Below are 22188 nucleotides of genomic sequence, written 5' to 3'. Positions count from 1 at the left end.
CTCGGCGAAGCTGGGCGAGGGTGCGACCGGCACGGTCGTCGTCTCCAAGAGCCAGGATCGGGCCGTGTTCGTGGTCTCCGGGATGGCCCCGCCGCCCGAGGGCAAGACGTACCAGCTGTGGTTCGACGACGGCGGGAAGATGCGCTCCGCCGGGCTCATGCAGCCCGGCCGCAGCGAGCAGACGGTGCTGATGAGCGGCGCGGTGGGCGGTGCGTCCGGCATGGGTATCACCGTCGAGCCGGCCAGCGGCTCCCAGCAGCCGACCTCCGCCCCGGTGGCCCTGATGCCGCTGCCCGCCTGAGGCGTACGCCGCCCGGCCACCGACGTGTCGGGGGCCGGGCGGCAGGCTCAATCGCGGGTGGGCGGCGACGACCACCGAGTCGTACGACCGCACGACGCCGGTGCGGCCCGGCGCCGACAGGAAAGTGGGGGGGCGGGGGGCCCCCCCCCCCCGCGCCCGCCCCCCCCCCCCCCCCCCCCCCCCGCCCCCGGGGGGGCCCCCCCCCCGGGGCCCGAGTAATCGCTTGAGGTGCTGTCCGCTAATCGCTTGAGGTGCTGTCCGCGGTCCGTGAGACCCTTGACGGGTACTGACCGACTAAAGAAAGCCTCGTAGTGACCGCGACGGACCGCTCCATCGAGCTCATCAACGTTGCCGCGCAGGCGGCCGCCGACAAGCTCGCGCACGACATCATCGCCTACGACGTCAGCGACGTCCTCTCCATCACGGACGCCTTCCTGCTGGCCTCCGCGCCCAACGACCGCCAGGTCAAGTCGATCGTCGACGAGATCGAGGAGAAGCTCAACAAGCAGCTCGGCGCGAAGCCCGTGCGCCGCGAGGGCGACCGCGACGCCCGCTGGATCCTCCTCGACTACGTGGACATCGTGGTGCACGTCCAGCACAGCGAGGAGCGCGTCTTCTACGCCCTCGAGCGCCTGTGGAAGGACTGCCCCGAGCTCGACCTGCCCGAGGACGCCAAGGCCACCCGCGGCAAGGCCGCCGAGCACGCCGAGCAGTCGGCGGCGGCCGATGCCGCAGCCGGGGACTTCCGGTGAGCTCCCAGCGCTCCTTCCTGAACGCCTCGGGAGGCCGCGGCCGCCGCGTCATCCTGTGGCGGCACGGCCAGACCTCCTGGAACCTGGAGCGCCGCTTCCAGGGCAGCACGGACATCGAGCTGACCGACGAGGGCGTGGCCCAGGCCCGCCGCTCGGCCCGGCTGCTCGCGTCCCTGAAGCCGGACGCCATCGTCGCGTCCGACCTCAAGCGCGCCGCCACCACGGCCGCCGAGCTGTCCTCCCTGACGGGCCTCGACGTCGCGCACGACGAGGGCCTGCGCGAGACCTACGCCGGCCACTGGCAGGGCCTCACGCACGACGAGATCATCGCGCAGTACGGCGAGCAGTACGCCGCGTGGAAGCGCGGCGAGCCGGTGCGCAGGGGCGGCGGCGAGCTGGAGACCGAGGTCGCCGAGCGGGCCGCGCCCGTCGTCCTCGGGTACGCGGACAAGCTGCCCGACGGCGGCACGCTCGTCGTGGTCAGCCACGGCGGCACGATCCGCACCACGATCGGCCGGCTGCTCGGCCTCGAGCCGCACCACTGGGAGAGCCTCGGCGGCCTCTCCAACTGCTGCTGGTCGGTCCTCGGCGAGGGCGCCCGCGGCTGGCGGCTGCTCGAGCACAACGCGGGCACGCTGCCGGAGCCGGTCCTCGGCGACGACGACTGAGCCCGCTGCAGGCGGCCAGGGACCCGGATTTCACTTTCCGGCTGGTCGCAGGCTAAAGTTCTTCTTGTTCGCCCGCCGAGCGGGAAGAACGCAAGGGGCTATAGCTCAGTTGGTAGAGCGCTTGCATGGCATGCAAGAGGTCAGGAGTTCAATTCTCCTTAGCTCCACAGTCACCGAAATCCCGTCCCCATCAGGGGGCGGGATTTCGCGTTGTACGGACTCAGTCCTGCCGCTGCGCGCGCAGCGCGGTCGTACGCGCGGAGCTCTCCTCGCCGGCCGGGGTGTACGCCACGATCCGGCACTCGGGCATGCCGTCGATCGACAGGGACACCGACGTCATGCGTATCTCGCCGACCTTCCGGTGCCGGAAGGTCTTCACGCGCGGTCCCGGCTTCACCACGTTCCCACTGCGCCACAGCCGCGCGAAGTACGGGCTCGCGGCGGAGAGTTCACGTACGAAGTCCTCCCGGGCGGGCTCGCCCGCATGGGAGCCGTAGGCCTGGCGCAACTGGGCCACCATCATCGGCAGTTCGGTCTCCCGGAACCGCACCGGGCACTCCGCCTCGTCGCGCGTGAAAAGCGCCCACAGTGTGTTGCGCAGGCCCGTCGAACGGACCGCCGGGGTGTCGAAGAGGTCCAGATAGGCGGGGTTGGTGGCGAGGACGTCGTACCGCGCGTTGTAGACCACCGCCGGGTGCGCGACCTCCTCGCGGCGCAGGCCCGGGGTGCGGCGGCGCAGGCCCGGCGGCATGCCCACGTCCGCCGGCGTCACCCGGGCCCGGCGGCTGCGCAGGAACGCGGCCGGCTCGGGCCTGCGGCGCCGGGTGCCCGCTGTCTGCGTCATGGTCGTCACATCCCCCAGGGTCGAACGGCTCGGGTGCTGTTGCCAGGTGCTGTCAGTACCCGTATCGGCGGGCTCTCGTGCGGCGCGGGCGACGGCGGCCACGCTCGCTGCCATGACGACAACCGCTGGCCTGCGGACTCGCCCAGAACACCGGCCAGTTGATCGGCTTCCGGCTCGCCCAGGGCGCGGGTGCGGCGGTGATGATCCCGCAGGTGCTCAGCCTGATCCAGCGGAACTTCACGGGCCACGCGCGCGTGCGGGCCCTCGGCGCCTGTGCGGCGGTCCTCGCGGTCGGCGCCGCAGCGGGCCAGGTCGTCGTCGGCGCCCTCGTCGCCGCCGATCTGTTCGGCAGCGGTTGGCGGCCGGTGTTCCTCGTCAACGTGCCGATCGGCCTCGCCCTGCTCGCCGTCGGCACGCGCGTGCTGCCGCGCGACACCCGCGCGGAGCACGCCCACGGACTCGACCTGCCGGGGCTGCTGCTGCTCGGTGGTGCCGTCTCGCTGTTCACGGTGCCGCTCGTGCTCGGCCAGGAACAGAGCTGGCCGCTGTGGTCCTGGCTCTCCCTGGCCTCAAGTGCCGTGTTCCTGGCGGCCTTTGCGGCGTACGAGAACCGCCTCGCGGCACGTGGTGGGGCGCCGCTGATCGCACCGCGCGTGCTGCGGATTCCGGGCATCGGGCTCGCCGTGGTCCGGATTCTGCTCGTCATGGCGGTGAACGCCGGCTTCCTGTTCGTCTTGACCCTGCACTTCCAGGCCGGCCTCGGACACAGCGCGCTGCGCACCGGGCTCACGTGCGCGCCGACGGCCCTGGTGTTCGGCGCGGTCGGGCTGACCTGGGCGCGCTGGCCCCGGCGGCTCCAACGGGCCCTGGTCCCCGGCGGGTTCGCCGTCACCGCGGCAGCGAGCGCGGCTGTCGGGTTGCTGCTGCGCGACGGCTCCTCCGGCGTGCCGTGGCTGTACGTCGCGTTCGCGGCCGTCGGCCTCGGCCTCGCACTCGGCTACAGCCCGTCCCTGACCGGCGCGCTCGGCGGCGTACGCAAGGAGGACGTGGCGGACGCCCGCTGGCTGTTCGCAACCGTCACACAACTCGGCCGGCTCGTCCGGCGTAGCGGAGTTCGGCAGCCACTTCCTGGGGCGTCTCGCGGACGCACAGGGGGCCTCGGGCCGTCAGGGCTCCGCCGACGCCCTTCTGGTGTGCTGCCTGGCACTTGCGGCGACGGCGGTCCTGGGCGCCGTGTCCGGACCGGTACGCGCGCGTCGCTGACCCATCTGGCGGTCCGTGGCAGAATCGGGCGGGCCGGGAAGGGGGCTGCACGACCGGCGAAAAGCGCCCGACGGGAGGGAGAAGCGCGATGCCTGCGAGCATCCTCGAGGAGGTCAACGACCTGCTCGACGTGGCCGAGGCGCAGGGCTACGACTGGTTGCCGGAGTACGCGCTCCGCTTCACCTGCCCCCCGTGCGAGTGCCCCGCGCTCGCTGCTTCTCTCAACTGCCCGACCTGCGGTTCCGCCCATGTCGCCCAGGTCCTCGGCGACAACGGAGGGATCTCCTACGTGTGCACGGCCTGCGGCCACAGCTGGAGCTGATCGATGGGTGCACACAGGAGGAAGTGCGACTGGTGCGGCAGTGGCACGCCGATCGTCCGCGACATGGAACCGGTCAACTCTGCGTACCAGTACTGGTGCGAGGAATGCGCGCGGGCGCTGATCATAAAAGGCGACCCCATCGAGACGTACCGCGAACTCGAGGGCGAGCCCATCTACGGCAGGCTGTTGGACGAGCACTGCACACTCAAGCGGTTCTACTCGTTCGCGAGAGCCTGAGCCTGCCTCGGCACCCGCACGCGCGCGTGGTGCCTGTTTTCGCGCAGCCGCAGCGCGGTCACCGCGAGGAAGGCGAGCCCGGCCAGGGTGTAGCCCGCGGAAAGGGTGAACTGCCAGACGTTCTGGTCGAGTTCGGGGCGTTGCGTAGTGCTCGATCCGGCGTGCGGCACCCACCACAGCGCGAATGAGAAGAACAGCAGGGCCATTCCGGCCGTCCCGGCCCGAAGCCGTGCGCTCCCCGTGCGCCGAGTCTCGGCGGCGAGCAGGATCAGCACGGGCACGATCCACACCCAGTGGTGCGACCAGGAGATCGGGCTGATCAGCAACGCGGTCACCGCACAGGACGTCACCGCCCAGGCGGCACGCGCGCGTAGCAGCGAAACAACCGCGACGGCGAGCCCGGCCACGGCGACGAGCGCCGCGCTCACGGTGTACGCGAGGCCCGGCTCGGCGGTGTGCAGGAGCCGGGCGAGCACACCGCGCAGCGACTGGTTCGCCGTGTCCTCGGCCTGGCCGGGACGGCTCGCGGCGAAGACCATCTCCGTCCAGAACCGCTTCGAGTCGTACGGCAGGACCAGCCAGGAGGCCGCCGTGACCGCGAGGAACGTGACCGTGGCCAGCACGGCGCCGCGCAGCCACGGGTTCCACCACGACCGCCCCGCACGCGCGAGGCGCACCGCCTGCACCAGGCCCGCCAGAGCCAGCAGCACGGCGAACAGGGCGGGCGTGAGCTTGATCGCGGCCGCGACGCCGATGCCGACGCCGGCCCAGCGGTTGCCGGGGCGCCGGGTCAGGTCCCACAGCACGAGCACGGCGAGGAGCAGGTTGATCTGCCCGTACCGCAGCGTCGTCCACACCGGCTCGCACCACACGAGGAGCGCCGACACCCACAGTGCGACCATGAGCCGCTGCGAGCGGCGCTCGACGCCGACCAGGCGCAGCGAGAGGTGGACCACAGCGAGGACGAGCGCCAGGTTGAAGCCGGTCGCGAAGGTGCGCATCTCCGGGACGCCGAGCAGCGTCAGCGGAGTGAACAGCAGGGCGGCGAACGGCGGATACGTGGTCGGCAGCTTGTGGACGGTCGCTTCTAGGGCGTAGAGGTCGCCGCCGTTGCGCACGGTCCAGCCTTCGGCGCGGTAGACCATCACGTCCAGGAGCGTGACCCCGGCGAGGCGCTGGGCGACCCAGAAGGCGCTGAACGAGGCCAGACAGGCGAGCAGGGCGATCAGGAGCCGACGCCGGCCGGGGCCCGCTGCGCCGTTGTCAGGACCGGCCTCCACGGCGTGTACGGCCTGGTCCTGCTCGGGTCGTTCGTCGGTGTTCGCGGCCGCTCGTCCCTGTGTGGTCACGCGTGCTGACAGTACCCGTTGAGGCGTCCCGGCCGGTGGGGCGAAGAAGCGATTTGGTGGACCGGCAGGTGACCGGTAATGTTGTCGACGTCGCCGGGGGAAACACCGGGCGGCACACCGCAAGGGGCTATAGCTCAGTTGGTAGAGCGCTTGCATGGCATGCAAGAGGTCAGGAGTTCAATTCTCCTTAGCTCCACAGTAGTTGGAGAGCGGGTCGTCCGAATCGGACGGCCCGCTCTTCTTCTTTATGTGCGTGTTTCGGCTCCCGCCATGCCTGTTCGGGCTGCCGTCCGCGCGAGGGCGCCGTTGTCTCGCTCTGCCTGCGTCTGCTCGCGTCGTGAAAGCTCGGTGCGCCCCTCTATGGCGCTGCGGTACCCTGACGCCATGCGTGCCGTACGCCTTCTGCTTAGCGAGCCGCGCTGATCAGTACCGACCAGGGCCTTCCAGGGAAGGCGGTCGGAGTCAGCGCGGCGTCCCCTCCTGTGTGAGGGGCTTTTTCATTTCGGTTGTACGTCGCAGCCGAAAGCGCCGGCAGAGACGATCGATGGAGCCTTAAGGATCATGAGCGAGACGAATTCTGCTGCCGAAGTGGCAGCGCCGCACCGCTACACGGCCACCATGGCCGCGGACATCGAGGCACGCTGGCAGGACTTCTGGGACGAGAACGGCACCTATGAGGCGCCGAATCCGAGCGGAGACATGGCCGGCGACCCGTCGGTCGCCGACCGGTCCAAGAAGTTCATCATGGACATGTTCCCGTACCCCTCCGGTGCGGGCCTGCACGTCGGCCACCCGCTGGGGTACATCGCGACCGACGTCTTCGCGCGGTTCCAGCGCATGACCGGGCACAACGTCCTGCACACCCTGGGCTTCGACGCGTTCGGCCTGCCCGCCGAGCAGTACGCCGTGCAGACGGGCACCCACCCGCGGGTCTCCACCGAGGCCAATATCGTCAACATGAAGGCGCAGCTGCGCCGCCTGGGCCTGGGTCACGACAAGCGCCGCTCCTTCGCGACGATCGACCCGGAGTACTACAAGTGGACCCAGTGGATCTTCCTGCAGATCTTCAACTCCTGGTACGACGACGACGCGAAGTCGGCCCGCCCCATCGCTGAGCTGGTCGCCCAGTTCGAGAGCGGCGAGCGCGCCGTTCCCGCCGACGAAAACGGCACCACGCGCGCGTGGTCCGAGCTGAGCCCGGCCGACCGTGCCGAGGTCCTGGGCCAGTACCGCCTGGCGTACGCCTCCGACGCCCCCGTCAACTGGTGCCCCGGCCTGGGCACCGTCCTGGCGAACGAGGAGGTCACCGCCGACGGTCGCTCCGAGCGCGGCAATTTCCCCGTCTTCAAGTCCAAGCTGCGCCAGTGGAACATGCGCATCACCGCGTACGCGGACCGCCTGATCGACGACCTGGACGGCCTGGACTGGCCCGAGGCGATCAAGCTGCAGCAGCGCAACTGGATCGGCCGCTCCGAGGGCGCCCGCGTCGACTTCCCCGTGGACGGCGAACGCATCACGGTCTTCACCACCCGCCCGGACACCCTGTTCGGCGCCACCTACATGGTCCTGGCGCCCGAGCACCCCCTGGTCGAGAAGCTCACCCCGAGCGCCTGGCCGGAGGGCACGCACGACGTCTGGACGGGCGGCCACGCGACGCCCGCCGAGGCCGTCGCCGCGTACCGCAAGCAGGCCGCGTCCAAGTCCGACGTCGAGCGCCAGGCCGAGGCCAAGGACAAGACCGGCGTCTTCATCGGCGCGTACGCCACCAACCCGGTCAACGGCCAGCAGGTCCCGGTCTTCGTCGCCGACTACGTCCTGATGGGCTACGGCACGGGCGCGATCATGGCCGTCCCCGCGGGCGACCAGCGCGACTTCGAGTTCGCGCGCGCCTTCGAGCTGCCGATCCACTGCATCGTCGAGCCGACCGACGGCCGCGGCACGGACACCTCCACCTGGGAGGACGCCTTCGCCTCGTACGACGCGAAGATCATCAACTCGTCGAACGACGAGGTCTCCCTGGACGGCCTGAGCGTCGCCGACGCCAAGGCGCGCATCACCGAGTGGATGGCGCAGCGCGGCGTCGGCGAGGGCACCGTCAACTTCCGGCTGCGCGACTGGCTGTTCAGCCGCCAGCGCTACTGGGGCGAGCCCTTCCCGATCGTCTACGACGAGGACGGCGTCGCGCACTCGCTGCCCGAGTCGATGCTGCCCCTGGAGCTGCCCGAGGTCGAGGACTACTCCCCGCGCACCTTCGACCCGGACGACGCGGACACCTCCCCGGAGACGCCGCTGTCGCGCAACGAGGACTGGGTCAACGTCCAGCTGGACCTGGGCGACGGCGTGAAGTCGTACCGCCGCGAGACCAACACCATGCCCAACTGGGCCGGTTCCTGCTGGTACGAGCTGCGCTACCTGGACCCGCACAACGACGAGAAGCTGGTCGACCCCGAGATCGAGCAGTACTGGATGGGCCCCCGCGAGGGCCAGCCCACCGGCGGCGTCGACCTGTACGTGGGCGGCGCGGAGCACGCCGTGCTGCACCTGCTGTACGCGCGTTTCTGGTCCAAGGTGCTGTTCGACCTGGGCCACATCTCGTCGGCCGAGCCGTTCCACAAGCTGTTCAACCAGGGCATGATCCAGGCGTACGTCTACCGCGACAGCCGTGGCTTCCCGGTGCCGGCCGCCGAGGTCGAGGAACGCGACGGCAAGTACTTCTTCGAGGGCGAGCCGGTCAAGCGCGAGCTGGGCAAGATGGGCAAGTCCCTGAAGAACGCGGTCACTCCGGATGAGATCTGTGCCGAGTACGGTGCGGACACCCTGCGCCTCTACGAGATGGCGATGGGCCCCCTGGACGTCTCCCGGCCGTGGGACACGCGCGCGGTGGTGGGCCAGTTCCGGCTGCTGCAGCGGCTGTGGCGCAACGTCGTGGACGAGTCGACGGGCTCGGTCAGCGTGTCCGAGGACGCGCCGGACGAGGACAGCCTGCGGGCCCTGCACAAGGCGATCGACGGCGTCCGCCAGGACCTGGAGGGCATGCGGTTCAACACCGCCATCGCCAAGATCACCGAGCTGAACAACCACCTGACCAAGTCCGGTGGCGCGGTGTCGCGTTCGGTCGCCGAGCAGCTGGTGCTGCTGATCGCGCCGCTGGCCCCGCACGTCGGCGAGGAGCTGTGGCGCAAGCTGGGCCACGACACGTCGGTCGTCCACGAGGACTTCCCCGTGGCCGACCCGGCGTACGTCGTCGACGAGGCCGTGACCTGCGTCGTGCAGATCAAGGGCAAGGTCAAGGCGCGCCTGGAGGTGTCCCCGTCGATCTCGGACGAGGAGCTGGAGAAGGTGGCCCTCGGCGACGAGAGGGTCGTGGCGGCGCTGGACGGCGCGGGCATCCGCAAGGTGATCGTGCGGGCGCCGAAGCTGGTCAACATCGTTCCGGCCTGATGCTCCGCTGACCCACGCGTTCGGGTGACCGGCGCGTGGGCGGGGACGTCCCAGGGATGTCCCCTACGGGCAGGTTGGGGGTTCGAAGGAACCCTCGGCCTGCCCGTGTGCGTTTACGGTGGAAGAGACCGTCGTTCAAGACCCCGGAGGCCCGCCATGGGTGAAGCGATCGCCGTACTGGCGGTGCTTTTCGCGCTCTTCGTGGTGCTGGGGGTGTTCGTCACGATCAAGGTCGCGAAAGCGGCGGCGCGCGGCGTGGACCGCACCATCGAGCAGGCCCGCCGCACGGTCGAGGACACCACCCTCAAGGCGAAGACCTACGCGCAGCCAGGTCCCGCGGGCGAGCTGGCGCGCCTGCGCGTACAGCTGCGTTCGACGATGAAGGCCACCCAGGAGGCGCTCGGAACCGGCGCGCAGCAGGACGCCTCGCTGCAGGAGTCGCTGCGCCTCTTCGACCGGCTCAGTGCGCACGGGCACGAGCTGGACCGCGAGCTGAAGCGGCTGGAGCGCGACCCGGACAAGGCCCGCCTCGCGCAGCGGCTGCCCGACCTCAAGGAGCGCACGGACCAGATCACGCAGGCCGCGGACTCCCTGCGCTGGGCCGCCCACGACCGCGCCCGCAACTTCGCCGACGACGACCTGTCCGAGCTCGGCCGGCAGATCGACGTGGAGTCGGGGGCACTGCGGCACTGGATGCCTGCCGATTCCACGCCTGAGGAGGGCCACCGGTCCACGGACGCGGCCCGGCGTGAGGCTAGGCGTGAGGCCCCGCGTGAGGCTGCCCCTTCATGGCCTGAGCCGACGCTGGTGGACGGTCCCGCGGCGCCGACCGAGCAGACTTGGCCGGAGGGCAGGGCCGACTGGTCGGAGCGCTCCGAAAGGGAGGCAGGACGGCCCGCCGAGGGTGGCCCCGAGGCGATCGAGCCGAGCAGACAGGCACCCACGTACTCCTGGCAGAAGGACGCGAAGCCGGAGAGCACCACCTGAGGGGAATCGGTTTATGGGCGGCGGACTTGAGCAGGCTCCCCGGCGAGCTGATCCATCCCTGATGCGCCCTTGATTCATGCCTGGAGCGCCCTTGATCCAACGGCTGATCCGGCCGTAGGACCCGGGCTGCCGCGCGTGGGTCGTGGAAGGTAATCTCCAGCTCATGTCCCGCCATGTCGCGATCGTCACGGATTCCACGGCCTACCTGCCGCAGCGGGCGATGGAGCGGCACAGCATCACCGCAGTGCCGCTGACCGTGGTCCTCGGCGACCAGGCGCTGGAAGAGGGCACCGAGATCTCGGCGCGCTCGCTCGCCGCCGCCCTGCAGAAGCGCCAGCCGGTGACGACCTCCCGACCGAGCCCCGAGCTGTTCGCCGAGACCTACCGCCGCGTCGCGGAGACCGGCGCGACGAGCATCGTTTCGCTGCACCTTTCGGCGGAGTTCTCCGGCACGTACGACGCGGCGGTGCTCGCGGCGAAGGACGCTCCGGTTCCGGTGCGGGTCGTGGACACCGGCATGGTCGCGATGGCCCTCGGATTCTGCGCGCTGTCCGCCGCGGAGACCGCCGAGGCCGGCGGCACGGTGGACGACGCGGTGGCCGCGGCCGAGAAACGCGCGGCCTCCACTTCCGCCTACTTCTACGTCGACACGTTGGACTACCTGCGCCGCGGTGGCCGGATCGGCGCCGCCCAGGCGCTGCTCGGCTCGGCCCTCGCGGTCAAGCCGCTGCTCGAACTGGACAACGGGCGCATCGAGTTGCGGGAGAAGGTGCGTACCGCCTCCAAAGCGATCGCCCGGCTCGAGGAGATCGTCGCGGAGCGTGCGGGGGCGAGCGCCGTGGACATCGCGGTGCACCACCTGGCCGCGCCGGAGCGGGCGACGGCACTCGCGGACCGCCTCAAGGAACGGGTGCCGGGGCTGGTCGAGCTGCACGTCAGCGAGGTGGGCGCGGTGATCGGGGCGCACACCGGGCCGGGGCTGTTGGGCGCGGTCGTCTCGCCGAGGTAGCCGGGCGAGTCCTGTTGGTGTTGCTGCTGTGACTCGTGTGGGTGACGGAGTTATCCACAACTGGCGGGTTCTCCACAGGAATTGACCAAGATCAGCAAGTTCTTCCGGGGCGGCATAGCGTCGCGGACATGACTCCTCGATCGCCTCGCGCTCCTCGTTTTCCCAGTTCCCCGCGCCGTTCCTTCGCCGCCGCCGCGACCAGCGGCCCGGGGCGTGGCCCGTCGTCGGACGGCCGCATGCGTCACCGTCCTACGGCTCGTCGTGGCCGCGTTCCGTATCGAACAGGCGGTGTGCGGGCGGGTGTTCGGCATCGACGGGGCGCGGCCGAGCGCGTACGGATGCGTGCGCAGGTCCTGTTCGACCCGGGCGGAGGCGGTGAGCGTACGGCTTCCCTGCCCTCCGAGCTGAGGCCCGTCCCGCCTGGAGGGTTGCGGCCGGTCCCGACTGGTGGGTTGCGGCCTGTCACGCCCGGCGGCCTCCGGGCTGCGGGCGCGGCTGATCGGGCGGAGGCGTCGGCTCGGGGTGCGGGTGCGTCTGATCGGGCGGAGCAGTCGGCTCGAGGCGCGGGTGCCGCTACGGGGGCTGGTGCCGCTGGTGGTGTCGGCTTGGTGGGCGGGCGTGAGTCGTCGATGAGCCCTGATGCCGAACCTGACGGGAAGGGGTCCCGAGCAGGGCGCTGTCGGGCGGCAGTGCGTGAACGCCTCCCGCTGTGGCTGCAGTTGAGGTGCGGTGTGGAGCGCAGGAGCCTCATCGCCCTTGCTGTGGTGCTGGTGGTGGCGGTCGGCTTCGCGGTGCTGCACTTCTGGTCCGGCGAGCCGCGGTCGGTGCGGGCGCCGGAGGCGGTGGGCGAGGCGACGGTGCCCGATCTGTCGTCAGGGGCGGCTGTGCCGAGCCCCGGATCGGGCGGAACGGACAGCGTGGGCGGGCAGGGGGCGTCGGGCGAGGCCACCGGGGTGCCCGGAGCGGATGGGGTGGCTGGAGGGCGGATCGTCGTAGATGTCAGCGGCAAGGTGCGCAGCCCCGGAATTCACCGCCTGCCGGCGGGCGCCAGGGTGGCCGACGCGCTGGAGGCCGCTGGTGGCGTGCGCAGCGGAGCCGACATCACCTCCCTCAACCGGGCGCGATTGCTGATGGACGGCGAGCAGGTGGTCGTCGGTGTGCCGGCAGCGCCCGGCCAGGTCGGGGTAGGTGGCTCGGCGTCCACGGGAACCACGTCCTCCGGTGCGAGCGGTGGGGCTGCGGGGGCCGGGCCTGGGGCAGGGGCGGGAGCAGCTCCGGTCAGCCTCAACACGGCCACGGTCGACCAACTGGACACGCTGCCGGGTGTGGGCCCCGTGCTCGCCCAGCACATCGTCGACTACCGCACACAGCACGGCGGCTTTCGCTCCGTCGACGAACTCCGCGAAGTGAACGGCATCGGCGACCGCCGCTTCGCGGACCTGAAGAACGCCGTACGGCCGTGATCCGTACGGCAGTTGACGCCGTGCCTGAGTCGGACAAGCCGCCGCCGAGTGCCATGGAACAGAGGCAGGAAGGTCCGGCCGACCTTCGCCTCGTCCCGCCCGCGCTCGCCGCCTGGGCGTCAGCGGGAGTGGCGCTCGGCAGCTCCGGAGGGTGGACGGTCCTGGCGCTCACGCTGTGCGCGGTGGCGGCGGTGGGCGTCCTGGGCGTGGAGGCGGCGAGGGCACGGCCGTCGAGCCGGCACGCGTCCCGGTACCGGTACCTGAAGGGAGGAGTGCGGCCGGGGCGGGTGGCCGTAGCGACCACGCTCCTCTGCGCCGCCGCGGCACTCGGGGCGACCGCACTGCACACGGCGGATCTGTATCGCGGTCCAGTTCCCGCGCTCGCCCGCGAATACGCCAGCGCCACGGTCGAGTTGGAGGTGACGGCGGACCCACGTCCGGTCCGGGCGCGTGCGTCGGGGGCGAGGACTCTTCCGCCGGGCACGGCCGTGGAGGTGGACGTCGTCAAGGTCACCACGTCGGCAGGAGAGGTCACGGAGACCCGTACGCCGGTCCTGCTCCTCGCCCGTGAGGTCGCCGGCGAGGGAGGGGCCGACGTGGAGGAAGGAGAGGGGAGGGGCGGAAACGCCGATGTGGGCGAGGGCGCGTCATCCCCGTGGCGTGCCCTGCTGCCCTCCACCCGGCTGCGTGTGCAGGGGCGGCTCGCCCCGCCGATGCGGGAGGGGGACGAGATCGCGGCCGTCGTGCGAGTGTCGGGAGGTGAGGCGCCTCGAGTCGTCGTGGGGCCGAGCGCCCTGCAGCGCACTGCGGGGAAGCTGCGGGCCGGGCTGCGGGAGGCGACGGAAGGGCTCACTCCGGACGCGCGTGCTTTGCTGCCGGGGCTGGTCGTGGGGGACACCGGACGCGTCAGCGAGGAGCTGGACGAGGCCTTCCGGGCCACCGACCTGACCCATCTCCTCGCGGTGTCGGGCAGCAACCTGACCATCGTCCTCATCCTGCTCACCGGTCCACCGAGCCGGGCGATGCGCGCGGAGCGCGGGGGGCTGGCGCCACGCCTCGGCATCTCGCTCAGAGGCACAGCGCTCCTCGGTGGCGCACTCACGCTCGCGTTCGTCGTGGTGTGCAGGCCCGATCCGAGCGTGCTGCGGGCGGCGGCCTGCGGGCTCATCGTGCTTGTCGCCATCGCTACCGGGCGGCGGCGCTCGCTGATCCCGGCGCTGGCCGCCGCCGTACTGCTCCTGGTGCTGTACGACCCGTGGCTGGCCCGGAGTTACGGCTTCGCGTTGTCCGTGCTCGCCACCGGTGCGCTGCTGACGATCGCACCACGGTGGAGTGCGGCGCTGCGCCGCAGAAGGGTCCCGGCGCGGCTCGCCGATGCGCTCGCGGCGGCGCTGGCGGCGCAGGCCGTCTGTGCACCGGTGGTGGCGGTGTTGGCGGCGCGGGTCAGCCTGGTGGCGGTGCCGTGCAATCTGCTCGCCGAGTTGGCGGTGGCGCCGGCGACGGTGCTCGGCTTCGCCGCGCTGGCCCTGGCGCCGGTATCGCTGCTGCTCGCCAAGGGGCTGTGCTGGGTGGCGAGTTGGCCGGTGGAGTGGATCGCCGAGGTCGCGAGGAGAGGGGCGGCGCTGCCCGGTGCGGGCGTCGAGTGGCCGGGTGGGTGGCGTGGCGGGGCGCTGCTCGCCGTGGTGACGCTGGCCGGGGTGGTGCTGGTCGGCCGGCTGGCGCACGGGTCGGCGCGGAGGCTGCTCTGGCATCCGGCGACGGTCGGGGTGTGCGCCCTGATGTTCCTGCTCGCGGTGGTCCGGCCGGCGCCGCTGACCCGGGTGATCTCCGGTTGGCCGCCGCCGGGTTGGCGCATGGTGATGTGCGACGTGGGGCAGGGCGACGCCACGGTGCTCGCCACCGGACCGGGAGAGGCGGTGCTGGTCGACGTAGGGCCGGACCCGGCGCTGGTGGACCGGTGCCTGAGCGAGCTCGGGGTCACGCGGATCCCGTTGGTGCTCCTCACGCACTTCCACGCCGACCATGTGACGGGGCTGCCGGGGGTGCTGCGCGGGCGGGAGGTGGGGCTGATCCAGACGACGGCGCTCGAAGTGCCGCAGGAGCGGGCCGAGTTCGTGCGGGCGGAGGCGGCCGCGCATGACGTTCAGGTGGTCCGGGCCGTGGCGGGCGAGCGCAGGCGTGCGGGACCGTTGCGCTGGCGGGTGGTGTGGCCACCGGCCGGGCCTGGCCCGCACCCCGAGCCCGAAGGGCCCAACGACGCGAGCGTGACGCTGCTGGCAGAAGTGGCCGGGCTGAAGCTGCTGCTCCCCGGCGACCTCGAACCGCCCGCGCAGCAGGCATTGTTGAGCAGCCTGCCGCCGCTGCCGCCGGTGGACGTGCTCAAGGTCGCCCACCACGGCTCGGCCTACCAGGACCCGCAGTTGATGCGAAGGCTCAGCCCACGCCTGGCCCTGATCTCGGCAGGCGAGGACAACGAGTACGGGCACCCGGCGCCGGCCACGCTCGCCGCGCTGCGCGCACAGGGCGCGCTGGTGCTGCGTACCGACCTGCACGGCTCGGTGGCCGTGACGGGCACCGGCTCCGGCCTGCGAGCCGTGACGTCGCGAGCTGCCCGTGCCACGGCATCGAGACCTGCCCGGCCGACGGCATTGAGACCTGCGCGTGGCACGGCATTGAGACCTGCCCGGCCGACGGCATTGAGACCTGCGCGTGGCACGGCATTGAGACCTGCCCGGCCGACGGCATCGAGGTCGGTCCGGGCGCCGGCGTCGAGAGGCATACGAGGGACGAGACCGAGGAGGTGCGGAAGACGTGCCGAAACCACGAGAAGGGGCGAGGAGGGACCATGAGTCATGGACATTGACGTTGATGCCTACCTGAACCGGATCGGCGGTTCGCGGCCCGCCAGACCGGACATCGAGTCGCTGCGCGAGCTGCACGTCGCTCACCTGCGGACGGTCCCGTTCGAGAACCTCTCCATCCACCTCGGGGAGGACATCGTGCTCGAGCGGGAAGCGCTCGTCGCGAAGATCGTGGACGCCCGCAGAGGCGGCTTCTGCTACGAACTCAACGGCGCGTTCGGGGCGTTGCTGAGCGCCCTGGGGTACGAGGTGACGCTGTTGCAGGCGCGTGTGTACGGGGACGAGGGGCGGCTCGGCATCCCGTACGACCACATGGCGCTGCGGGTGGAGGCGCAGGGCGGGCCGTTGCTGGTCGACGTCGGGTTCGGGGCGCACAGCCACTATCCGCTGGAGCTGGAGAACAGGGGCGAACAGCACGACCCTGGCGGGGTGTTCCGCATCGAGGACGCCGAGCGGGGCGACCTGCGGGTGCTGAAGGACGGTGAGCCGGAGTACCTCCTTGATCAGCGGCCGAGAGATCTGGAGGAGTTCAGGGCCGGAGCCTGGTACCACCGGACATCGCCCGAGTCGACGTTCACCCGCTCCCTGGTCTGCTCGCGGCTCACCGGGGACGGCCGGATCACGCTCAGCGGCAGTGAGCTCAAGACGACGGTCGGCGGGGAGCGCACCACGGTCGAGCTCGGCGGGAGAGCGGAGATCCTCGCCGCGTACGCGGAGCACTTCGGGATCGTCCTCGACCGTGTCCCCGTACTGAAGGAGGGGAGTGTTACGGAATGAGACTGTGTTGCCCTGAATGCTGCAGTAGTGGTCGAATGGGCCTTCGATAGGGGAGATTTCCAGCCATACGGAGCGTTCGGGCGGCCAGTCCGGCTCGAACGGTCACTGTGCGGTCACCGTGGGTTCGCAGGCTCACGATACGCCCGACGCGTCGAGGCCCGCAAAGGCCGTCCGTACTACGCCTGCCTCGCCTGTCGCACGTCAATCGGTGCGTCCGCTCCGCACCGCAGGTCCGAAGCGCAATCAGGGGTGCTGTCCATGTTCGGCCGCTGGCTGGAGAACCGTAAGAACCGGACAAGCGGCGGGGGTTCCGCCTCGTTGCTGCCGGTGCCGCCCAGCGGGGGAATGATCAGCTGCCGTGTGCTGGACCCGGTCAATGAACCGCTGCGGCACGCGGGGTTCACCGTCTCGGACGCGCAGGGCCGGAAGGTCGTGGCGGGGGAGGCGGACCCGTTCGGCTCGTTCGTGACGACGGTGCCCGCGGGGGAGTACCGCATCGCGGTGTCGGCCGAGGGGTACACGCCGTACCGGGGCGGCGCGACCGTCCCCGAGGGCGGGCACGCGGCGCTCGGTGATCTGACGCTGCAGCTCGCCGCGCCGCCGGCCCTGCCGGAGCCGGGGGACTGGGAGATCGAGCCCATGCACTCGTCGATCGCGTTCACGGCTCGGCACATCGGGCTCGCGCGGATCCATGGCCGGTTCAACAACTTCGCGGGCGCGATACGCATCGCGGAGCGCATGGAGCAGTCGGCGATGCACATCGTGATCGACGCGGCGTCCATCGATACCAACGTCAGGATGCGTGACGACCACCTGCGGTCCGGGGACTTCCTCGATGTCGCGCAGTTCCCGACGCTGGAGTTCTACAGCGACCGCTTCGTGCACCGCGGCGGCAGCCGTTGGGCGGTCACGGGTGCGCTGTCCCTGCACGGTGTGACGCGGACGGTCATGCTCGACACGGAGTATCTGGGCACGGGCAGCGGCATGGAGGGCGAGACGCGTGCCGCCTGCCGAGCCACGACGGAGCTGCACCGCGACGACTTCACCGTCAGCTGGCAGACCATGCTGGCCAAGGGCATCGCGGCGGTGGGCCCGAGCATCAAGATCGACCTCGATGTCCAGATCGTGCCCAAGGGCTGAGCCCGCGAGGGAACCCCGCGAGCGGGCCTCGGGGCCGGGCCGGGGTCGGGGCCGGGGTGCGTTGGGGGACCAGGACAATGTTCGGGTGAGTGATGTGAGACATGTGCTGGTCCTGCCCGACCGCGACGCCGCGGAGGAGGCGGCGGAGGCGTTGACCGAACGCTTCGCGGTCACCGAGGAACCCCAGCTCGTACGGGACGCCCTGGCCGGAGAGGACGACGCCGAGGACGCCCAGTGGCTGCTCGTCGTGGAGGACGCGCAGGAACGTCTCGACCCGGCGGCGTTGGACGAGTTCGCGGCCGAGTGGGAGGGCTGGCGGGAGGAGCCGTAGGGGTTGGCCGTAGGAGGCGGTTGGGGGGCGCGGCGTTCTGCGGGCCTTGTCCGTGTTCTGTGGGCCTTGTTCGTTATGGGTCTTGTTCGTTAAGGCCTCGCGCCCGCAGCCTGGGCCCCCTGGAGATCGCCTCGCTCTGGACGACCACTCCCGGGCCGCTCGTACCGTGATGTCAGTGGTGCGTGGGATCCTTGACCGCGATGGCCAGGAAACCCGCAAACGACAATCCGCTCGCCCCCGTGACGCTCGCCGTGGGCCAGGAGGACCTGCTGCTCGACCGCGCCGTGCAGGAGGTGGTGGCGGCAGCGCGCGCCGCCGACTCCGACACGGACGTGCGTGACCTCACGCCCGACCAGCTCCAGCCGGGCACGCTCGCGGAGTTGACCAGCCCGTCGCTGTTCGCCGAGCGCAAGGTCGTGGTCGTACGCAATGCGCAGGACCTCTCGGCGGACACGATCAAGGACGTGAAGGCGTACTTCGGGGCGCCGGTCGAGGAGATCACCCTCGTCCTGCTGCACGCCGGCGGAGCCAAGGGCAAGGGCCTCCTCGACGCCGCGCGCAAGGCGGGCGCCCGCGAGGTGGCCTGCCCCAAGATGACGAAGCCGGCGGACCGACTCGCTTTCGTACGAGCCGAGTTCCGGACGTCGGGCCGGTCCGCGACGGCGGAGGCGTGCCAGGCGCTGGTCGACGCGATCGGCAGCGACCTGCGGGAGCTGGCCTCCGCGGTGACGCAGCTGGCGGCGGACGTCGAGGGCACGATCGACGAGGCCGTGGTCGGCCGGTACTACACGGGTCGGGCCGAGGCCTCCAGCTTCACCGTCGCCGACCGGGCGGTGGAGGGCAGAGCGGCCGAGGCGCTCGAAGCGCTGCGCTGGTCCCTCGCGACCGGAGTCGCGCCCGTGATGATCACCAGTGCTCTGGCTCAGGGGGTGCGCGCCATCGGCAAGCTCTCCTCCGCGCGCGGTGGCCGACCCGCCGATCTGGCGCGGGAGTTGGGCATGCCGCCGTGGAAGATCGACCGTGTGCGGCAGCAGATGCGGGGGTGGACGCCGGATGGTGTCGCCGTTGCGTTGCAGGCGGTTGCGGAGGCGGATGCGGGGGTCAAGGGCGGGGGGGATGATCCGGAGTACGCGCTGGAGAAGGCGGTTGTCGTGATTGCTCGGGCTGCGCGGGCTCGGGGGGCGGTGCGCTAGGCGGTTGCCGCTCGGGGGAGTTGTGCGGGGTGTTTCTGCCCCGGCCCCCGATGGCCCTGACCTCTGGTCCCTGGGGCAGTTGGTCTCCCGGTGCCTGCCCGGCCCGGCCCCGCCCGGCCCCAGGGCACCCGGGCCCCAGCCTTCGTCCTGCGGGCCGCTGTTCTTTCCCCGATCCCGCCCCTTCCCGAAACTGGGGGCTCCGCCCCCAGACCCCCGTCGCCCTGAACGGGCTCGTCCTCAAACGCCGGACGGGCTGATTGACGGCCCCCGCTCCAAAACTCAGGCAGGCTGATTGGCGGCCCTCGCCCCGCTCCCGAAAACGAGACGGGCTGAACGGCAGCCCCGCCCCCGAAACGAGGCAGGCTGACCGTCGGCCCCCGTACCCCAAACACCCGACGGGCTGATCGGCAGCCCCGCCCCCGAACCCAGGCAGGCTGACCATCGGCCCTCAACCCAACCCCGGAACACACCAAAATCCCCGCCAACCGCCCTGGGGAAGGGCGATCAACGGGGATTCCGGTTGAAGCTTGAGGATCCGCACCCGCGTGGCGAACGCAGGCCGCGTGCGGATCCGGGGTGCCGGGCGGGAGCGGATGAGAGGGCCCGCTCGGGGTCCGTCCCGGCGATCAAATCAAGTTTCAGCCCTTGAGAGCGGAGACCTTGGAAGCAAGCGCCGACTTCTTGTTGGCGGCGTTGTTCTTGTGGAGCACGCCCTTGGAGACGGCCTTGTCCAGCTTGCGGTTGGCGTCGCGGAGGGCCGCAGTGGCCTTCTCGACGTCACCCGCGGCGGCAGCCTCACGGGTCTTACGGATCGCGGTCTTGAGCGAGGACTTGACGGCCTTGTTGCGCAGGCGCGCCTTCTCGTTCGTCTTGTTCCGCTTGATCTGGGACTTGATGTTCGCCACGAAAGAGCCTTTTCAGGTTCGATGATTCTTAACGGTGGCCGCCCGGCCGGAACCCGCCAGAAGCAGGCCCGCCCGCAGGCGGAAGTCCGGGAGACCGAGGATGTGCCTCGTACGCTGAGAGGGCACGCGAGACACAGCTGGCTAGGCTACCAGCGCCCCTCGCGGCGGCCCAAACCGAGCCTTCCTCGCCGCTCATGGGACGATGGAGGCTACGTAACGATCCGCCAGTGGCTGCAGAGAGCTGCAGACGTCTCAAGAATCAGGACCCTGCGTGCCCGCGACCCCTACGAATGTGCCTCAGCCGAGCCGTACCGACCCGGCGCTGATCCGCAATTTCTGCATCATCGCGCACATCGACCACGGCAAGTCCACGCTCGCCGACCGGATGCTCCAGCTGACCGGTGTGGTCGAGCAGCGGCAGATGCGCGCTCAGTACCTCGACCGGATGGACATCGAGCGCGAGCGCGGCATCACCATCAAGTCCCAGGCGGTCCGCCTGCCCTGGGCGCCCACCGAGGGTGAGGGGCAGGACAAGACCCACATCCTCAACATGATCGACACCCCGGGCCACGTGGACTTCACGTACGAGGTCTCGCGTTCGCTCGCCGCCTGTGAGGGCACGATCCTGCTCGTCGACGCCGCCCAGGGCATCGAGGCGCAGACGCTCGCCAACCTCTACCTGGCGATGGAGAACGACCTCAAGATCATCCCCGTGCTCAACAAGATCGATCTCCCGGCCGCCCAGCCGGAGAAGTTCTCCGAGGAGCTCGCCAACCTCGTCGGCTGCGAGCCCGACGACGTCCTCAAGGTCTCCGCCAAGACCGGCATGGGCGTGGAGGCGCTGCTCGACCGGGTCGTCAGGGACATCCCCGCGCCGGTCGGCGTCGCGGACGCCCCCGCCCGCGCGATGATCTTCGACTCGGTCTACGACTCGTACCGCGGTGTGGTCACGTACGTGAGGGTCGTGGACGGGCAGCTCAACAAGCGTGAGCGGATCCGGATGATGTCGACGGGCGCGACCCACGAGCTCCTGGAGATCGGCACCAACTCGCCGGAGATGCTGGCCGCCGACGGCCTCGGCGTCGGCGAGGTGGGCTATCTGATCACCGGCGTGAAGGACGTCCGCCAGTCCAAGGTGGGTGACACGATCACCCAGCAGAACAAGGGCGCCGAAGAGCCCCTCGGCGGGTACAAGGACCCGAAGCCGATGGTGTTCTCCGGGCTCTACCCGCTGGACGGCTCGGAGTACCCGGACCTGCGCGAGGCGCTCGACAAGCTGCAGCTCAACGACGCCGCCCTGGTCTACGAGCCGGAGACCTCGGCCGCGCTCGGCTTCGGCTTCCGCGTCGGCTTCCTCGGCCTGCTGCACCTGGACGTGATCCGCGAGCGCCTGGAGCGCGAGTTCGGGCTCGACCTGATCGCCACCGCCCCCAACGTGGTCTACCGCGTGATCATGGAGGACGGCACCGAGCACACGGTCACCAACCCGAGCGAGTTCCCCGAGGGCAAGATCGACCAGGTCTTCGAGCCGGTCGTACGGGCCACGATCCTCGCGCCGTCCGAGTTCATCGGCTCGATCATGGAGCTGTGCCAGAACCGGCGCGGTGTGCTGCTCGGCATGGACTACCTCTCCGAGGACCGCGTCGAGATCCGGTACACGCTGCCGCTCGCGGAGATCGTCTTCGACTTCTTCGACCAGCTGAAGTCCAAGACCCGCGGCTACGCATCGCTCGACTACGAGCCCACCGGCGAGCAGTCCGCGCAGCTCGTCAAGGTCGACATCCTGCTGCACGGCGACAAGGTCGACGCCTTCTCCGCCGTCACGCACAAGGACCAGGCGTACGCGTACGGCGTGCGGCTCGTCGCCAAGCTGCGGGAACTCATCCCGCGGCAGGCGTTCGAGGTGCCCGTGCAGGCCGCCATCGGCTCCCGGGTGATCGCCCGCGAGACCATCCGCGCCATCCGCAAGGACGTCCTCGCCAAGTGCTACGGCGGTGACATCTCCCGTAAGCGGAAGCTCCTCGAGAAGCAGAAGGAGGGCAAGAAGCGGATGAAGATGGTCGGCTCCGTCGAGGTGCCGCAGGAGGCCTTCATCGCTGTTCTCTCCAGCGACGAGGGTCAGTCGAAGAAGAAGTAGGAAGCAGCGGCAAGAAGCGGTAAGAGGGGGAACCGGAATCTCGGTTCCTCACGGCTTGGGCCCGTCGTGCGTGTCGCGCGGCGGGCCTTTGTCATGTGCGTGAGCCTTGCTGCGTTCTGTTGAAAGTGAGAGGTCGCAGCCCCTTACGCGGCGGGCGCGGGCGCTCTACTCTGATCACTGCTCGAAGGTTACTCGCTAGTTAAACAAT

Annotated in this window: 18 protein-coding genes, 2 tRNA genes and 1 pseudogene; 18 read left to right on the top strand and 3 right to left on the bottom strand. The window is 70.7% G+C overall.

Translation table 11 applies throughout. The features are described 5' to 3' along the window. From QIS96_RS21645 to QIS96_RS21630, 4 genes are all read left to right on the top strand, one after another. The coding region (locus QIS96_RS21645) for an anti-sigma factor (RefSeq protein WP_282544328.1) at positions 1–301 on the top strand (301 nt) is incomplete at its 5' end. A gap of 311 nt (positions 302–612) precedes the next feature. After that, entirely contained in the window at positions 613–1053 is a 441-nt protein-coding gene (rsfS, locus tag QIS96_RS21640; protein ID WP_282544327.1) for a ribosome silencing factor, read from the top strand. Further along, on the top strand, positions 1050–1721 hold the full coding sequence (locus QIS96_RS21635) for a histidine phosphatase family protein (protein WP_282544326.1): 672 nt from the start codon (positions 1050–1052) through the stop codon (positions 1719–1721). The genes rsfS and QIS96_RS21635 overlap by 4 nt, the downstream gene beginning before the upstream one ends. A 94-nt stretch (positions 1722–1815) precedes the next feature. Then, positions 1816–1888, top strand: a tRNA-Ala gene (locus tag QIS96_RS21630). A 53-nt stretch (positions 1889–1941) separates the two neighbouring features. On the opposite strand, the gene QIS96_RS21625 is transcribed toward QIS96_RS21630, so the two are convergent. Next, the gene (locus tag QIS96_RS21625; protein WP_282544325.1) at positions 1942–2565 is read right to left on the bottom strand and encodes an MmyB family transcriptional regulator; all 624 of its coding nucleotides are present in this window, start codon (positions 2563–2565) and stop codon (positions 1942–1944) included. Positions 2566–2690: 125 nt separating this feature from the next. Between QIS96_RS21625 and QIS96_RS21620 the strand changes: the two are divergent. The 3 genes and pseudogenes from QIS96_RS21620 to QIS96_RS21610 form a co-directional block, all read left to right on the top strand. Beyond that, a pseudogene (locus QIS96_RS21620) lies at positions 2691–3828 on the top strand (MFS transporter); the annotation flags it as partial. Between the two features lie 88 nt (positions 3829–3916). Beyond that, complete coding sequence (locus QIS96_RS21615) at positions 3917–4150, top strand: hypothetical protein (RefSeq protein WP_282544324.1); 234 nt, start codon at positions 3917–3919, stop codon at positions 4148–4150. 3 nt (positions 4151–4153) lie between these two features. Further along, complete coding sequence (locus tag QIS96_RS21610) at positions 4154–4387, top strand: hypothetical protein (RefSeq protein WP_282544323.1); 234 nt, start codon at positions 4154–4156, stop codon at positions 4385–4387. Here the strand turns inward: QIS96_RS21610 and QIS96_RS21605 are convergent. Then, positions 4366–5892, bottom strand: coding sequence for a glycosyltransferase 87 family protein (locus QIS96_RS21605; RefSeq protein ID WP_408907231.1), 1527 nt, complete (start codon positions 5890–5892; stop codon positions 4366–4368). The two genes, QIS96_RS21610 and QIS96_RS21605, sit on opposite strands and share 22 nt — an antisense overlap. Between QIS96_RS21605 and QIS96_RS21600 the strand changes: the two genes are divergently transcribed. From QIS96_RS21600 to holA, 10 genes are all read left to right on the top strand, one after another. Further along, a tRNA-Ala gene (locus QIS96_RS21600) sits at positions 5860–5932 on the top strand. The genes QIS96_RS21605 and QIS96_RS21600 overlap by 33 nt on opposite strands. A gap of 365 nt (positions 5933–6297) precedes the next feature. Further along, the gene (gene leuS / locus QIS96_RS21595) at positions 6298–9177 is read left to right on the top strand and encodes a leucine--tRNA ligase (RefSeq protein ID WP_282544322.1); all 2880 of its coding nucleotides are present in this window, start codon (positions 6298–6300) and stop codon (positions 9175–9177) included. A gap of 156 nt (positions 9178–9333) precedes the next feature. After that, on the top strand, positions 9334–10164 hold the full coding sequence (locus tag QIS96_RS21590; protein WP_282544321.1) for a hypothetical protein: 831 nt from the start codon (positions 9334–9336) through the stop codon (positions 10162–10164). 163 nt (positions 10165–10327) lie between these two features. Then, on the top strand, positions 10328–11173 hold the full coding sequence (locus QIS96_RS21585) for a DegV family protein (RefSeq protein WP_282544320.1): 846 nt from the start codon (positions 10328–10330) through the stop codon (positions 11171–11173). 689 nt (positions 11174–11862) lie between these two features. After that, positions 11863–12636, top strand: coding sequence for a ComEA family DNA-binding protein (locus tag QIS96_RS37740; RefSeq protein WP_349017406.1), 774 nt, complete (start codon positions 11863–11865; stop codon positions 12634–12636). Between the two features lie 53 nt (positions 12637–12689). Then, the gene (locus QIS96_RS21575) at positions 12690–15485 is read left to right on the top strand and encodes a ComEC/Rec2 family competence protein (protein ID WP_282544318.1); all 2796 of its coding nucleotides are present in this window, start codon (positions 12690–12692) and stop codon (positions 15483–15485) included. Positions 15486–15488: 3 nt separating this feature from the next. Next, on the top strand, positions 15489–16274 hold the full coding sequence (locus tag QIS96_RS21570; protein ID WP_282544317.1) for an arylamine N-acetyltransferase family protein: 786 nt from the start codon (positions 15489–15491) through the stop codon (positions 16272–16274). Positions 16275–16532: 258 nt separating this feature from the next. Beyond that, positions 16533–17414: a YceI family protein gene (locus QIS96_RS21565; protein ID WP_282544316.1), complete on the top strand. Its 882-nt coding sequence runs from the start codon at positions 16533–16535 to the stop codon at positions 17412–17414. Positions 17415–17499: 85 nt separating this feature from the next. Then, positions 17500–17745, top strand: a complete 246-nt coding sequence (locus tag QIS96_RS21560; RefSeq protein WP_282544315.1) for a hypothetical protein — start codon at positions 17500–17502, stop codon at positions 17743–17745. 200 nt (positions 17746–17945) lie between these two features. After that, positions 17946–18938 (top strand): DNA polymerase III subunit delta, encoded by a 993-nt coding sequence (gene holA, locus QIS96_RS21555; RefSeq protein WP_282544314.1) that lies wholly within the window; start codon positions 17946–17948, stop codon positions 18936–18938. Between the two features lie 638 nt (positions 18939–19576). Here the strand turns inward: holA and rpsT are convergent. After that, positions 19577–19843 carry a 30S ribosomal protein S20 gene (rpsT, locus tag QIS96_RS21550; RefSeq protein ID WP_282544313.1) on the bottom strand — a complete coding sequence of 89 codons (267 nt, stop codon included), beginning with the start codon at positions 19841–19843 and terminating at the stop codon, positions 19577–19579. 271 nt (positions 19844–20114) lie between these two features. Here rpsT and lepA point away from each other — a divergent pair, with 271 nt between their 5' ends. Further along, the gene (gene lepA, locus QIS96_RS21545; RefSeq protein WP_282544312.1) at positions 20115–21980 is read left to right on the top strand and encodes a translation elongation factor 4; all 1866 of its coding nucleotides are present in this window, start codon (positions 20115–20117) and stop codon (positions 21978–21980) included. Positions 21981–22188 lie beyond the last annotated feature (208 nt).

The organism is Streptomyces cavernicola, from assembly GCF_029968035.1.
GTDB classification, from domain to species: domain Bacteria; phylum Actinomycetota; class Actinomycetes; order Streptomycetales; family Streptomycetaceae; genus Streptomyces; species Streptomyces cavernicola.
Note: the sequence above shows the minus strand (reverse complement) of the source record. Positions and strands in the feature narration are given on the sequence as shown.

Excerpts from the sequence above, each read along its gene's own strand:
- QIS96_RS21625 (WP_282544325.1), bottom strand. The coding sequence starts at position 2,565 with ATGACGCAGACAGCGGGCACCCGGCGCCGCAGGCCCGAGCCGGCCGCG.
- QIS96_RS21590 (WP_282544321.1), top strand. The coding sequence starts at position 9,334 with ATGGGTGAAGCGATCGCCGTACTGGCGGTGCTTTTCGCGCTCTTCGTG.
- QIS96_RS21610 (WP_282544323.1), top strand. The coding sequence starts at position 4,154 with ATGGGTGCACACAGGAGGAAGTGCGACTGGTGCGGCAGTGGCACGCCG.
- leuS (WP_282544322.1), top strand. The coding sequence starts at position 6,298 with ATGAGCGAGACGAATTCTGCTGCCGAAGTGGCAGCGCCGCACCGCTAC.
- QIS96_RS21570 (WP_282544317.1), top strand. The coding sequence starts at position 15,489 with ATGGACATTGACGTTGATGCCTACCTGAACCGGATCGGCGGTTCGCGG.
- QIS96_RS21605 (WP_408907231.1), bottom strand. The coding sequence starts at position 5,892 with ATGCAAGCGCTCTACCAACTGAGCTATAGCCCCTTGCGGTGTGCCGCC.
- QIS96_RS21575 (WP_282544318.1), top strand. The coding sequence starts at position 12,690 with ATGGAACAGAGGCAGGAAGGTCCGGCCGACCTTCGCCTCGTCCCGCCC.
- QIS96_RS21615 (WP_282544324.1), top strand. The coding sequence starts at position 3,917 with ATGCCTGCGAGCATCCTCGAGGAGGTCAACGACCTGCTCGACGTGGCC.
- QIS96_RS21585 (WP_282544320.1), top strand. The coding sequence starts at position 10,328 with ATGTCCCGCCATGTCGCGATCGTCACGGATTCCACGGCCTACCTGCCG.
- holA (WP_282544314.1), top strand. The coding sequence starts at position 17,946 with ATGGCCAGGAAACCCGCAAACGACAATCCGCTCGCCCCCGTGACGCTC.
- QIS96_RS21565 (WP_282544316.1), top strand. The coding sequence starts at position 16,533 with ATGTTCGGCCGCTGGCTGGAGAACCGTAAGAACCGGACAAGCGGCGGG.